The sequence below is a fragment of the Pseudomonas sp. NFACC05-1 genome (genome assembly GCF_900100135.1).
GTDB classification, from domain to species: Bacteria; Pseudomonadota; Gammaproteobacteria; order Pseudomonadales; family Pseudomonadaceae; genus Aquipseudomonas; species Aquipseudomonas fluorescens_Q.
This window is the reverse complement of sequence record NZ_FMTR01000002.1, coordinates 318,742-331,872: the sequence shown is the minus strand read 5'-3', so window position 1 is coordinate 331,872 and position 13,131 is coordinate 318,742. Positions and strand designations below refer to the sequence as shown.

The following is a 13,131-nucleotide window of genomic DNA, read 5'->3' as shown; positions in this document are numbered from 1 at the left end:
TCAGAGAATTGATTCGCCATCCATCGGCAGCCGTTTATACTGCTAGCGACCACGCCGCACTCAGTTGCGCATAAGCCTATTCCAATAATTCTGCTGCTGTCCTGTTCGTTCGAACCAGGACGCCGGCATGCGTATGCCTGATCAGAGCGTCAAGACTACAGACAGAGACCCTGCGCATGCCACTCGCCTTGCTTGCTTTGGCCGTCGCCGCTTTCGGCATCGGCACGACTGAATTCGTCATCATGGGCCTGTTGCCCGATGTCGCCCGTGACCTGGCCGTGAGCATTCCCCAGGCCGGGCTGCTGATCACTGGCTACGCCCTGGGCGTGGTGTTCGGTGCGCCGATCCTGGCCATCGGCACCGCCAACATGCCACGCAAGGCCACGCTGCTGGGCATGACCCTGATGTTCATCCTCGGCAACGTGCTCTGCGCCCTGGCGCCGAACTACGCCACGCTGATGGCCGCCCGGGTCATCACCGCGCTGTGTCACGGCGCCTTCTTTGGCATCGGTTCGGTGGTGGCGGCCGGGTTGGTGGCGCCGAACAAACGGGCCCAGGCGATTGCGATGATGTTCACCGGCCTGACCCTGGCCAATGTGCTGGGCGTACCGCTGGGCACAGCCTTGGGCCAATACGCCGGCTGGCGCTCGACCTTCTGGGCGGTGTCGGTGATCGGGGTGATCGCCGCCATTGCCCAATGGGTCTGGCTGCCCAAGGACATCCCCATGGACAAAGCCAACCTGGCCAGCGAATTCAAGGTCCTGGGCAAGGCCAACGTATTGCTGGCCCTGGGCATGAGCGTGCTGGCCTCCACCAGCCTGTTCAGCGTATTCACCTACATCGCGCCGATCCTGCAGGACATTACCGGCGTCAGCCCCCATGGCATCACCGTCATGCTGCTGTTGTTCGGGGTCGGCCTGACGGCGGGCAGCTTCCTCGGCGGACGCCTGGCCGACCGCCGCCTGCTGCCCTCGCTGGTAGGCATGGCCCTGGCCGTGGTGCTGGTGCTCGCCGCGTTCAGCCAGACCAGCCAGTCGGTGATTCCGGCAGCGATCACCCTGGTGTTGTGGGGCATCTTCGCCTTCGCCCTGTGCCCGATCCTGCAATTGCTGATCATCGACCAGGCCTTTGAGGCGCCGAACCTCGGATCGACCTTGAACCAGAGCGCCTTCAACCTCGGCAACGCGGCCGGGGCATGGATCGGTGGGTTGGTGGTGGCCAGTGGGGCTGACCTGGCGGACTTGCCGTGGACGGGGGCCGCTGTCGGCGGCCTCACGGTATTGACGGCTTTGTTCTTTATTCATCGACAACGACGCTTGGCGGCAATCGCTGTCTGAGCGTGTAGGAAATTTGCCCCAGCACCTCGATGAATGGGCGACACGTTCAGTAGGGCCTCAACCCAGATCCGTGCGGGCTGTTTTACCTGCCCGCCAAAAAGCCCATTCCAGAGCGCTCGCTTCGAAAACATGCGAGCGCCGTTCGCGGACGGCTGATGTTTTTCCAATTGAGTAATGACGCAATCTGCCTTCAGGTTTTGTTTACAGTTCGCGCCTCCGCCCTAGGTACAAGGAACGAACCTGAATGCCCATATCCCCGATCGTCCTTTCTTTCCCTACCGGTCAGAAGCCCATCCAGACATCGCCAGAAGTCGTCGACAATGTATATGACGGTCGCGACTTCGATTGCGAGGACAACGTACTTGCGGACCTGAAAAACCCACGCGTACTGGTACGCGGCGCGACTGAACAGTCGATAACCATCGTCGAACATGACGATGGTGTCGTACTCATTATTGGTCGCCCCCCTATCGGTCGATTGGCCATGAGTGGGGGTGGCGTCAAGGGAGCCGCCTTCTCCGGCGCCATCGAGGCACTCGAAGCCATGGGTATCATGAAGTCTATCCATACGATTTCAGGATCCTCCGCAGGGGGCTTATCGGCCGCTCTGCTGGCCAGCGGAATGAACCATAAGGGCTTCGACCGGATCTCTGACAAAATTTCCCTTATTCAATTGCTCGACAGTGATAAGGCTGACGTTAAAGCCGAGCAGAGAGAGTGGTCGCGGATGGGCGAGAACATGAAAGCCCTCCCCATGGTGCAACTGCTTTGCAATCTATTGCCACGCCTGGGTACCAAAGGTACGGAGCTGGAAAAGCTGATCAGGGAAGAATCCTGTGCGGCGTTCGTGGCGTTGTGTAAAAACAGGACAGGGCTTACCGAGTTAGCGCAAAAGGCTATTGCCGATGTGCAGACGCGCAATTACGTCACCTTCCGCGACCTGGAGATCCTGAGCAAGGAGGTCAAGGAGATCAAGGCCCTGGAGATCACCGGCACCGCCATGTTCAAGGAAGGCGCGCAACTGGTGGTTTTCAGTGCGGAGCTGACCCCCGACATGGACATCGCCAAGGCTGCGCATATCTCCGCAGCGCTGCCGATCGTATTCAGCAAACCGACCGAGCAAGGGCTGCCGTTCCAAGAAAGGAAGGAGGAAGGCAGCGATGAAGGCATCGATGAGGTCACGGCATTTGCCGATGGCGGTATCCTGCGCAACACACCGATCCACGGACTCGGCGACCCCGTGACCAGCATGAGCGCGATACCGGATGAGGAGTCGTTGATTCTCGTATTCGAGTCGGTACCCGCCAAGGAAAGCACGCACGGCACAGGTCTATCGGCCTTTGCCGACTGGTTCCTTGGAGCCCCTCATGCGGCGAGCTCTGCCCACGATGCCAAACGAATGGAAGATTTCGAGGAGCAGACCGTCACCGTGCCACTGAACACCGAGGAAGGCGATCGCCGCGGAATAGTAGATGGAACACTCGCCTTCAACATATCAGAGGAGAGCAAGGACTATCTTCAGGAAGAGTTGCGCAAGGTGACCTTGAAACATTTGGACAAGCGTGGCGCCGCACGAAAAACCCATCACTTCCCTTCGCACGACGCCGCCCTGCTGGCATTGAATGACAAGCTGTTCATCCAGTTAGGTGCGCAGTTGGAAGGCAACGAAACCTATGCCGAGGTGAAAGCCTTCAGGCAGGCTGCGCTGACAGCACTGTCGGAACTGAAAGTCGCGATCAAGCCCTCCGGCCTTGAGCCGACCCCGGAGCTACGCAACGCCATTCTGAACCTCGACGTCGTGGCGGATACTCCCGACAAGGTGGAGTGGCTGGCGAAACGCATCACTCACGACAACGATCCGGATTTCATGTACTTGCTTCAGGCTGCTGTTCGTTGGGATCGCGAAGCTTCTGACGCAGCTCGCCGAGCCGTAGAGAAACTGAACCTCGGAAATGATCAGGACCTCATCCAGCACCTGCAGGCCGCGGCTCGCAGGGAAATCCGTGCATCCGCTCATACCCCCCAGGTGATCCGCCAGGCCGTCGAGGAAATGAATAGACGGGACATCGCCACCCGTGCCGCTAACGTCGTGCAACACGTGCTGTACCGCTCGCTCTTTCGCGGCGGCCAGCCTGGCTCGAACATCACACTGTTAAGCCGCGCCATTCACGATCTAAAGGATGTACAAAACAAATACGCGTTCAACAACGTACTCCTGCGGGTCATCCACAACTACAAGTCGCGCTCTACGGGATTGTCCAACCCTAAATCAACCACCATCAATGATCTGCGCGAAAGATTGATCCACTGACGGCCCATTCACGCCGGGAGCCCGCGATCAGGCTCCCGTTCATTCCGAGTCGTTGCGCTGTTTTACCGGATCTAACGGCTTGCCTTTGGGTGGTCCTACTTCACTACGAATCTGCGCATGGCTGATCAGCGCAAAAATAAAGCTGCCACCGATGATATTCCCCGCCAACGTCGGCCCGGCGAACACCATCCAGAAGTCCTCCCACGACAACTGCCCGGCGAAGACCAGATACGACACCTCGGCCGAGCCGACGACGATGTGGGTGAAATCCCCCAGCGCCATCAGGTAAGTAATCAGAGTGATGATCCACATCTTGGCGCTTTCCATGGATGGGATCATCCAGACCATGGTGGCGATCATCCAGCCGGAAATGATGCCCTTGGCGAACATCTGGCCAGTGTCGTTCTCCATGACCTTGCGGCCGATCTCCAGGAAGGCCTGGTCGGTGCGCGGGTCGAAAATCGGCAGGTGTAGCATCACGTAGGCCACCAGCAAGGTGCCACACAGGTTGCCCACCAGCACCACGCCCCAGAGCCGCAACAGCCGACCGAAGTTGCCCAGGGTGGGTTTGCTCATGATCGGCAGCACGGCGGTCAGGGTGTTTTCGGTGAACAGCTGCTGGCGGGCGAGGATCACCGCGAGAAAGCCGGCGCAGTAACCGAAACTGGCGATCACCTTGAAGCCTTCGTGGTCCGGCAACCGGGAGTTGAGCAAGCCCATCGCCATCAGCGACAGGCCCATGGTCAACCCAGCCGCCAGGGCTGACCACCAGAGCGCGGCGATACTGCGCTCCAATTCCTGATTGCCCTGGGTGCGGATGATTTCATGCAGCACCGCGGCCCGTGGCGGTTGGTTGCGGTCGACTTCGTGTTGCTCCTGGGCCGAGAGGTCAGGGGTCTTGCCTTCTTCATGGGTGTCCATACAGCTCCTGAACCGGTGGCGTGATGTACCTACGACACGCGGCGTTCGGAGCTGTTCAGTCACCTGGGCCTGAAACCGCTATCGATCTCACTCGACGACAGCATCCTTGAACTGATCCTTGACGTACTTGATCTCGGTCCGCCCGTGAGGCGCCGGCAAGCCGTCTTCGCCGAGGTTGACGAAGACCATCTTCTCCACGGTCAGGATGCTCTTGCGGGTGATTTTGTTGCGCACCTCGCAGGTCAGGGTAATGGAAGTACGGCCAAACTCGGTGGCGGTGATGCCCAGCTCGATGATGTCGCCCTGGCGCGAAGCGCTGACGAAATTGATTTCCGAGATGTACTTGGTGACCACGCGCTGGTTACCCAGCTGGACGATGGCGTAGATCGCCGCCTCCTCGTCGATCCAGCGCAACAGGCTGCCGCCGAACAGCGTGCCGTTGGGGTTGAGGTCTTCGGGCTTGACCCATTTGCGGGTGTGGAAATTCATGATCACTCCTGAGTGTCTGGCCGATGAATGCCTGCATCATGGCAGACCAGGCTGCCCGGCTCTACGTCGCGGGCCCTATGACGATCATCGGCAATTTCGATTTGCCGACAGAAACCCTTTTGGAAGATCCGATTAGCCCGTTATAATCGCCACCGCTTTACCCGGTCCACCCGTTGGACCGTTCCCGCCACCTGTCCGAGGGGCGCTGCAGCAGGCTCGACCTGTCAGGCTCGGATGGGGCGTTGTTTGTACGGGGGCTCCCCGCACGGACACTAAACGCACAACGGCGCCCATTCGCATACATTACGAATGGAGACTCTTCATGAGCGCTGTTATCACGCCTGCCGATTTTACCGACTACAAAGTCGCCGACATGTCCCTGGCTGCCTGGGGCCGTCGCGAAATCATCATCGCCGAATCCGAAATGCCAGCCCTGATGGGCCTGCGCCGCAAGTATTCTGGCGAACAGCCATTGAAGGGCGCAAAAATCCTCGGCTGCATCCATATGACCATCCAGACCGCCGTGCTGATCGAAACCCTGGTTGCCCTGGGTGCCGAAGTGCGTTGGTCGTCCTGCAACATCTTCTCGACCCAGGACCAGGCCGCTGCCGCCATCGCTGCCGCCGGTATCCCGGTATTCGCCTGGAAAGGCGAGACCGAGCAAGAGTACGAGTGGTGCCTGGAGCAGACCATCCTCAAGGATGGCCAGCCGTGGGACACCAACATGATCCTCGACGACGGCGGCGACCTGACCGAGCTGCTGCACAAGAAGTACCCGGCCGTGCTGGAAAACGTCCACGGCGTGACCGAAGAGACCACCACCGGCGTACACCGCCTGTTGGACATGCTGGCCAAGGGCGAACTGAAGATCCCGGCCATCAACGTCAACGACTCGGTGACCAAGAGCAAGAACGACAACAAGTACGGCTGCCGTCACAGCCTCAACGACGCCATCAAGCGCGGCACCGATCACCTGTTGTCGGGCAAGCAGGCGCTGGTGATCGGCTACGGTGACGTGGGCAAGGGTTCGGCCCAGTCCCTGCGTCAGGAAGGCATGATCGTCAAGGTGTCGGAAGTCGACCCGATCTGCGCCATGCAAGCCTGCATGGACGGTTTCGAGCTGGTTTCGCCGTTCATCGACGGGATCAACGACGGCACCGAAGCCAGCATCGACAAGGCCCTGCTGGGCAAGATCGACCTGATCGTGACCACCACCGGCAACGTCAACGTCTGCGATGCCAACATGCTCAAGGCCCTGAAGAAGCGCGCCGTGGTCTGCAACATCGGTCACTTCGACAATGAAATCGACACCGCTTTCATGCGCAAGAACTGGGCATGGGAAGAAGTGAAGCCACAGGTGCACAAGGTTCACCGCACCGGTACCGGCAGCTTCGACCCACAGAACGACGACTACCTGATCCTGCTGGCTGAAGGCCGCCTGGTTAACCTGGGCAACGCCACCGGCCACCCAAGCCGCATCATGGACGGCTCGTTCGCCAACCAGGTCCTGGCCCAGATCTTCCTGTTCGGCCAGAAATACGCCGACCTGTCGCCGGCCCAGAAAGCCGAGCGCCTGACCGTGGAAGTACTGCCCAAGAAACTCGACGAAGAAGTGGCCCTGGAAATGGTCCGCGGTTTCGGCGGCGTGGTCACCAAGCTGACCAAGCAGCAGGCCGACTACATCGGCGTGACCGTCGAAGGCCCGTTCAAGCCGCACGCTTACCGCTACTGATCGGCGCGGCTCCCCCAGGGGGAGCCGGCTCTTTGTGGGAGCGAGCTTGCTCGCGATGCAGACACCTCGGCCCAACTGCCGGAGCGAGGCGATGGCAATCGCGAGCAAGCTCGCTCCCACACAAGCCTGAGCGCTTCACCGGCCTACGAGTTTCCAAGGATATGACCATGTCCCAAGACCGTCGCTACAGCTTCGAGTTCTTCCCGACGAAGACCGATGCTGGGCATGAAAAACTGATCGCCACTGCCCGTCAGTTGGCCAGCTACAACCCCGACTTCTTCTCCTGCACCTATGGCGCCGGCGGCTCGACCCGTGACCGCACCCTGAACACCGTGTTGCAACTTGAAAGCGAAGTCAAAGTCCCGGCCGCCCCTCACCTGTCTTGCGTGGGTGACAGCAAGGACGACCTGCGAAGGCTGCTGACCCAGTACAAGGCCGCTGGCATCAAGCGCATCGTTGCCCTGCGCGGCGACCTGCCGTCAGGCATGGGCATGGCCAGCGGCGAGCTGCGCCACGCCAATGACCTGGTTGAGTTCATTCGCGAAGAAACTGGCGAGCACTTCCATATCGAAGTCGCGGCATACCCGGAAATGCACCCCCAGGCGCGCAATTTCGAAGACGATTTGCGCAACTTCGTCCGCAAGGCCAATGCTGGCGCCAACAGCGCGATCACCCAGTACTTCTTCAACGCCGACAGTTATTTCTACTTCGTCGAGCGCATACGCAAGTTGGGCGTCGACATTCCTGTGGTACCGGGGATCATGCCGATCACCAACTACAGCAAGCTGGCGCGCTTCTCCGACGCCTGCGGTGCAGAAATCCCACGCTGGATCCGCAAGCAACTGGAAGCTTATGGTGACGACACGTCGAGCATCCAAAGCTTCGGCGAGGAAGTCATCACGCAAATGTGCGAGCGATTGTTGCAAGGTGGAGCCCCGGGGCTGCACTTCTATACCCTGAACCAGGCCGAAGCCAGCCTGGCGGTATGGAACAACCTCAAGCTGCCGCGTTAACAGCCAATACCGTGGTACAAAAGGCCCTGGTGAAAACCAGGGCCTTTTTTATCCAGTTGTCGTGAGGGTCTTCGGCCCCGAATGGATGTGTTTGCCTCGGGACAAATACCGCGAAGCCTTCGATCTGCACCGACTGCAAGTAAAAGGCAACTAAGGCGCGAGCCAGAGCGCTCTAGCTATTTGAGGAGTTCTCGTCGTAACCTCAGGCCATGCCCGTTATTGCCCGGTTACTGACAGCCCTTCTCCTCTTGTGCCTGAGCATGACTGCCCGGGCCGAGAAGTTGCGCATTGTCACCGAACCCTGGGCCCCGTATGTCTACGAAGAGAACGGCAAGATGCTGGGCCTGGACTACGAAACCACGGCCATTGTCTTCAAGCGCCTGGGTATCGACGTGGAATGGCAGTTCCTGCCGTGGAAGCGTTGCCTGGTGATGCTGGAGCAGGGGTTGGCGGACGGTGCGCTGGACATTTTCCACAGCGATGAACGCGATGCCATGCTGCTTTACCCCAGCGAACCGCTGTCGGACGTAGAGTTCGTGATGTTCTACGCCAATGCCCGGCCCCATCCGTTTCGCACGCTCGATGACCTGCGCGGCCTGACCGTCGGCACCTCACCCGGTTATCTCTACAGCCAGGCCTTCAGTGAGTCGACCCTGTTCACCCGGGAAACGGCGCCAACCCACGAAGCCAATTTCGGCAAGTTGCAGTTGGGACGCATCGACCTGCTCATCACCGACCGCAGGGTGGGCCGACATGTGCTCGAACACATGCAGTTGGGCGACCAGATTACCGAAAACCCGATGGTCGTGAGCCGCCAAAGCCAATACCTGGCGGTGCGGCGCAATGCCGGGATGGATTTGCTGGTGCAACGCTTCAGTGCCGAACTCAAGCGTTTCAAGCGCGAACCCGCCTATGCCGAACTGAGCGCCCGCTACGGTACCGGCCCAGTGGCCAAGGTCATCTCGCCCGGCCTGGGTCAACGTTGAAATAAACCGTTGAGCAGCAGGAAAGCGGCGCACGGCGTTTGCTCTGTTATACTCCGGCCTTCCCGCCAGGCTCACGCCCGGACGCCCGGTCTTGCAAAAGGCATCCCGACACCGCTACAGCGCAGCTTCCAGCCCGCGCGAGCCCTGTCCGGACCCGTCTTTCAGACCCGGCAGGACCGGACGGGATGACGTTTCCATGTTGAACGTCATTCGCGCCAGGCAAGACTATCCCATTGGGCCAGGCCCTCACTAAAACAGGATTACTCATGTCCTTTGCTTCCCTCGGTCTCTCCGAGGCTTTAGTCGGCGCCATCGAAGCCGCCGGCTATACCCAGCCTACCCCCGTGCAACAGCGGGCCATTCCCGCCGTGTTGCAAGGTCGTGACCTGATGGTCGCGGCGCAGACAGGTACTGGTAAAACCGGCGGTTTCGCCCTTCCGATCCTGGAGCGGTTGTTCCCCAACGGTCACCCAGACAAGTCCCAGCGTCATGGCCCGCGCCAACCGCGCGTACTGGTCCTGACCCCAACCCGCGAACTGGCGGCCCAGGTACACGAGAGCTTCAAGGTCTACGCTCGCGACCTGAAGTTCGTCAGCGCCTGCATTTTTGGCGGCGTGGGCATGAACCCCCAAGTCCAGGCCATGTCCCGTGGCGTCGATGTACTGGTGGCCTGCCCCGGTCGCCTGCTGGACCTGGCCGGCCAGGGCAGCGTCGATTTGTCCCACGTGGAAATCCTCGTGCTGGACGAAGCCGACCGCATGCTCGACATGGGCTTTGTCCATGACGTGAAGAAAGTCCTCGCTCGCCTGCCCGCCAAGCGTCAGAACCTGCTGTTTTCGGCGACGTTCTCCAAGGACATCACCGACTTGGCTGGCAAGCTGCTGCACAACCCGGAGCGCATCGAAGTCACGCCACCGAACACCACGGTCGAGCGCATCGAGCAACGCGTCTTCCGCCTGCCGGCCAGCCACAAGCGTGCTCTGCTGGCGCACCTGATTACCGCCGGTGCCTGGGAACAGGTCCTGGTGTTCACCCGCACCAAGCACGGCGCCAACCGCCTGGCCGAGTACCTGGACAAGCATGGCCTGCCGGCTGTGGCGATCCACGGTAACAAGAGCCAGAACGCCCGCACCAAAGCCCTCGCCGACTTCAAGGCCGGCGAAGTGCGCATTCTGGTGGCCACCGACATCGCGGCCCGTGGCCTGGATATCGACCAACTGCCTCACGTGGTCAACTTCGAACTGCCGAACGTCGATGAAGACTATGTGCACCGTATCGGCCGTACCGGCCGGGCCGGTCGCTCGGGCGAAGCGATCTCGCTGGTCGCACCGGACGAAGAAAAGCTGCTCAAAAGCATCGAGCGCATGACCAAGCAGAAAATCGCCGATGGCGACCTGATGGGCTTCGATGCCAGCACCATCGAGGCCGAGAAGCCTGAAGTGCGCGAACGTCCGGACGTGCGCAATCCGCGCAATGCCCGTGGCCCGCGTGGCGACGGTCCGAATGGCGGCGGTGGTGGCGGTGGCCGCAAAGACAAAGGCAAGGACAAGGGCAAGGAAAAATCGGCCAGCAACAGCAATGGCCGCGGCGAACGCCCAGCCCGCGAACAGAAGCCCCGCGAAGGCACGCCAGCCCGTGAACAGCAGCGTCCAGCCCCGCGCGCCGCGGCTGATCGTGCCCCGGACGAGTTCCTGGACGACGATATCGATAACTTCGGTAACCGCGTCGACTACGTGCCCCAGCAGAAACCGGCCCAGGGCCGTGGTCGTCGCCCGGGTGCCCCGGCACAGGGTGCAACTGCAGGCGCGCCGCGCAGCGGCCAGCCACAAGGTCGCCAGAATGGCCCGCGCAACAGCAACGGCTCGTCCACCGGCACGCCACCGGCCAAGCGCAGCGGCCCACGCAACGGTGCCCCGCGTGACGGTCAGGCTCGCCGCGATGACACCCGCCCGCGCCGTCCGGCCCGTGAGGACCAGCCTCGTCAGGAACCCGCCGTGCAGAACCCGCGCAGCAACCAGCCAAAGATCATGCACAAGGAATCGAAAGCCGATCGTTTCCCGACGCCTGAACAGCTGGATCAACTGCCAAGCCGTCCACGGGGCGAAAAACCGGCATTGCTGACGCGCAATCGCTGAGTTTTTCCAAGCGTTGAAAAAATGCCCCAGGTCTCGCGACCTGGGGCTTTTTTTGGTCCAACACAATCCAAATGAGGGAGCGAGCTTGCTCGCGATAGCGGTATGTCAGTCAGCATCAAGTCGACCGGCAAGACGCCATCGCGAGCAAGCTCGCTCCCACAGGGTTTTCTGTGCTGCCCGAATCCGCGTAATAAAAAACGCCCCTGATCGCAAGACCAGGGACGTTTTTTGTCAGTGCGAAGGTTACTTCGCTTTGACACCTTCAAACGAGATGTACAGCTCAACGGCGTCGGATTGTGGACCCAGGTCCATCATCTTGCCGAAGTCGGAACGCTTGATGCTGGTGGTGCCCTCGAAGCCGGCACGGTAGCCGCCCCATGGGTCCTTGCCTTCACCCAGGAAGGTGGCCTTGACCACGATTGGCTTGGTCACGCCGTGCAGCGTCAGGTCGCCGGTCACGTCGGCAGTCTCTTTGCCAGCGGCATTCTTACCGGTGGATTTGACGCTGGTGGACACGAACTTGGCATCGGCGTACTTGGACACCTCCAGGAAGTCCTTGCTGGCGATGTGCTTGTCGCGCTCGGCGTGGTTGGTGAACACGCTGGCGGTACGTACGTTGAACTCGATCTTGCTGTCTTCTGGCTTGGCGGCGTCGAAGCTGAACTTGCCGTCGATGTCCTTGAAGGTACCGGTGATGTAGCTATAGCCCAGGTGGCTGATCTTGAAGTCGACGAAGGCGTGCTGGCCTTCCTTGTCGACCACGTAGTCGGCAGCCATGGCCTGGCCGGCTGACAGCAGGGCAGAACCGATTGCCAGGGCGGCGAGCGTCTTTTTCAACATGCTTTCTATTCCTTTGGAGTCGAGGTTGAACATCAGGCTTGGCGTCCCAGCATGCGCTTGAGGGTCGCGTCACGGTCGATAAAGTGGTGTTTCAATGCTGCCAACGCATGGAGGCCGGAGAAAATGACCAACGCCCATGCCAGGTACAGGTGAATCTCGCCAGCGACGTCTGCCTGATCGGGCAGTCCGGACACCAGCGCGGGGACTTCGAACAAACCAAACACCGGGATCCCGACACCGTCTGCGGTGGAAATCAGGTAACCGGCGATCATCACGGCGAACAACCCGAGATACAGAGCACTATGGCCAAGCTTGGCGCCGACGCGGGTCAGGCGGCCATAGGTTGGCAGGGTCGGTGGCGGCGGGCTGACGAAACGCCAGATCACCCGCAGCAACATGACCGCCAGCAGCACCAGGCCAATGCTCTTGTGCAGGTCTGGCGCGTCTTTGCGCCAGGTGCTGTAGTAATCCAGGCCGACCATCCACAGGCCCAGGGCGAACAACCCATACACCACCAGCGCAATGCCCCAGTGCAGGGTGATACTGACCCAGCCATAACGAGAAGAAGAGTTGCGTAGCTGCATTGCTCATATCCTGTAAAAACTGCGTCCAAGACTAGCGAGTTATCTATCGATTTAAAGCGGAAATTTTCGCTTTGAAATATCGAGAAATACGATGATCAGTCTGGGAGAGGTGGGTTAAGGAAAGATTAAAGGGGGAAATGGTGGGTGATGGCGACCGGCGCAAGCAGTGATCGCGTGATGGAAAGGGCCCTATCGCAGCCTGCTCACGGCGGTTTTGTGCCATGAAGCATGTGTATTAAGGAGCCTAGGGCCGATGACTGGTGCGCTCTATCACTTCCATCCTGTTAATAGGTGGGAAGTTTCCGATATATCGCCGCGGCGTATAGGACGTTGGCGCTCGTTGTACAACGCCGGGCTCTGGGTGTGCTGCTCACTTAAGAAAAGCGATGAATCCGTGGCGAGGGAGCTTGCTCCCGCTTGAGTGCGAAGCGCTCACAAAAAGGGGCTGCTACGCAGCCCAGCGGGAGCAAGCTCCCTCGCCACAATGATTCAGACAAGCCTTGAGCGAACAGTGCTAGACCCTTGAGCCGCGCTTTAGGTGGCGGCGCCGGTACGCTCGATGCTGGATAAAAAACACGGCCCTTGAGCCCAATGCGGTTCACTCAAGAAAAATGATGGCCCTGTGGCGAGGGAGCTTGCTCCCGCTCGGCTGCGAAGCAGTCGTAAACCGGCAGGTGCGGTGTATCTGATGCTCCGCATTTGGCAGGTTTTGGGGCCGCTTCGCGGCCCAGCGGGAGCAAGCTCCCTCGCCACGGGTTTGTCGATTGCCTTAAGTGAACAGCA

Annotated in this window: 9 protein-coding genes, 1 pseudogene and 1 riboswitch; of the genes and pseudogenes, 6 read left to right on the top strand and 4 right to left on the bottom strand. The window is 60.3% G+C overall.

Annotated elements, in window-relative coordinates; translation table 11 throughout:
* The first annotated feature begins 176 nt into the window (after positions 1-176).
* Both BLO97_RS05730 and BLO97_RS05725 read left to right on the top strand, forming a co-directional pair.
* On the top strand, positions 177-1,337 hold the full coding sequence (locus BLO97_RS05730) for an MFS transporter (RefSeq protein ID WP_092221426.1): 1,161 nt from the start codon (positions 177-179) through the stop codon (positions 1,335-1,337).
* Between the two features lie 244 nt (positions 1,338-1,581).
* Positions 1,582-3,648, top strand: a complete 2,067-nt coding sequence (locus BLO97_RS05725; protein WP_256571635.1) for a patatin-like phospholipase family protein — start codon at positions 1,582-1,584, stop codon at positions 3,646-3,648.
* A gap of 39 nt (positions 3,649-3,687) precedes the next feature.
* Here the strand turns inward: BLO97_RS05725 and BLO97_RS05720 are convergent, their stop codons facing one another.
* On the bottom strand, positions 3,688-4,569 hold the full coding sequence (locus BLO97_RS05720) for a formate/nitrite transporter family protein (protein ID WP_092345254.1): 882 nt from the start codon (positions 4,567-4,569) through the stop codon (positions 3,688-3,690).
* 87 nt (positions 4,570-4,656) lie between these two features.
* Positions 4,657-5,058 carry an acyl-CoA thioesterase gene (locus BLO97_RS05715; RefSeq protein ID WP_003206420.1) on the bottom strand — a complete coding sequence of 134 codons (402 nt, stop codon included), beginning with the start codon at positions 5,056-5,058 and terminating at the stop codon, positions 4,657-4,659.
* Between the two features lie 191 nt (positions 5,059-5,249).
* A riboswitch (S-adenosyl-L-homocysteine riboswitch) is annotated at positions 5,250-5,357 on the top strand.
* 23 nt (positions 5,358-5,380) lie between these two features.
* Between BLO97_RS05715 and ahcY the strand changes: the two genes are divergently transcribed.
* From ahcY to BLO97_RS05695, 4 genes and pseudogenes are all read left to right on the top strand, one after another.
* A complete protein-coding gene (gene ahcY / locus BLO97_RS05710) occupies positions 5,381-6,790 on the top strand; it encodes an adenosylhomocysteinase (protein WP_063323991.1) in 1,410 nt (469 codons plus the stop codon).
* Positions 6,791-6,957: 167 nt separating this feature from the next.
* Positions 6,958-7,803 carry a methylenetetrahydrofolate reductase [NAD(P)H] gene (metF, locus tag BLO97_RS05705; protein ID WP_092345252.1) on the top strand — a complete coding sequence of 282 codons (846 nt, stop codon included), beginning with the start codon at positions 6,958-6,960 and terminating at the stop codon, positions 7,801-7,803.
* 209 nt (positions 7,804-8,012) lie between these two features.
* A pseudogene (locus tag BLO97_RS05700) lies at positions 8,013-8,794 on the top strand (substrate-binding periplasmic protein).
* Positions 8,795-9,055: 261 nt separating this feature from the next.
* On the top strand, positions 9,056-10,924 hold the full coding sequence (locus BLO97_RS05695) for an RNA helicase RhlE2 (protein ID WP_170862076.1): 1,869 nt from the start codon (positions 9,056-9,058) through the stop codon (positions 10,922-10,924).
* A 243-nt stretch (positions 10,925-11,167) separates the two neighbouring features.
* On the opposite strand, the gene BLO97_RS05690 is transcribed toward BLO97_RS05695, so the two are convergent.
* Positions 11,168-11,764: a YceI family protein gene (locus BLO97_RS05690; protein WP_063323987.1), complete on the bottom strand. Its 597-nt coding sequence runs from the start codon at positions 11,762-11,764 to the stop codon at positions 11,168-11,170.
* A gap of 32 nt (positions 11,765-11,796) precedes the next feature.
* Entirely contained in the window at positions 11,797-12,348 is a 552-nt protein-coding gene (locus BLO97_RS05685) for a cytochrome b (RefSeq protein ID WP_092150736.1), read from the bottom strand.
* Positions 12,349-13,131: the final 783 nt, after the last annotated feature.

Excerpts from the sequence above, each read along its gene's own strand:
- BLO97_RS05715 (WP_003206420.1), bottom strand. The coding sequence starts at position 5,058 with ATGAATTTCCACACCCGCAAATGGGTCAAGCCCGAAGACCTCAACCCC.
- BLO97_RS05725 (WP_256571635.1), top strand. The coding sequence starts at position 1,582 with ATGCCCATATCCCCGATCGTCCTTTCTTTCCCTACCGGTCAGAAGCCC.
- metF (WP_092345252.1), top strand. The coding sequence starts at position 6,958 with ATGTCCCAAGACCGTCGCTACAGCTTCGAGTTCTTCCCGACGAAGACC.
- BLO97_RS05730 (WP_092221426.1), top strand. The coding sequence starts at position 177 with ATGCCACTCGCCTTGCTTGCTTTGGCCGTCGCCGCTTTCGGCATCGGC.
- BLO97_RS05685 (WP_092150736.1), bottom strand. The coding sequence starts at position 12,348 with ATGCAGCTACGCAACTCTTCTTCTCGTTATGGCTGGGTCAGTATCACC.
- BLO97_RS05690 (WP_063323987.1), bottom strand. The coding sequence starts at position 11,764 with ATGTTGAAAAAGACGCTCGCCGCCCTGGCAATCGGTTCTGCCCTGCTG.
- BLO97_RS05695 (WP_170862076.1), top strand. The coding sequence starts at position 9,056 with ATGTCCTTTGCTTCCCTCGGTCTCTCCGAGGCTTTAGTCGGCGCCATC.
- ahcY (WP_063323991.1), top strand. The coding sequence starts at position 5,381 with ATGAGCGCTGTTATCACGCCTGCCGATTTTACCGACTACAAAGTCGCC.
- BLO97_RS05720 (WP_092345254.1), bottom strand. The coding sequence starts at position 4,569 with ATGGACACCCATGAAGAAGGCAAGACCCCTGACCTCTCGGCCCAGGAG.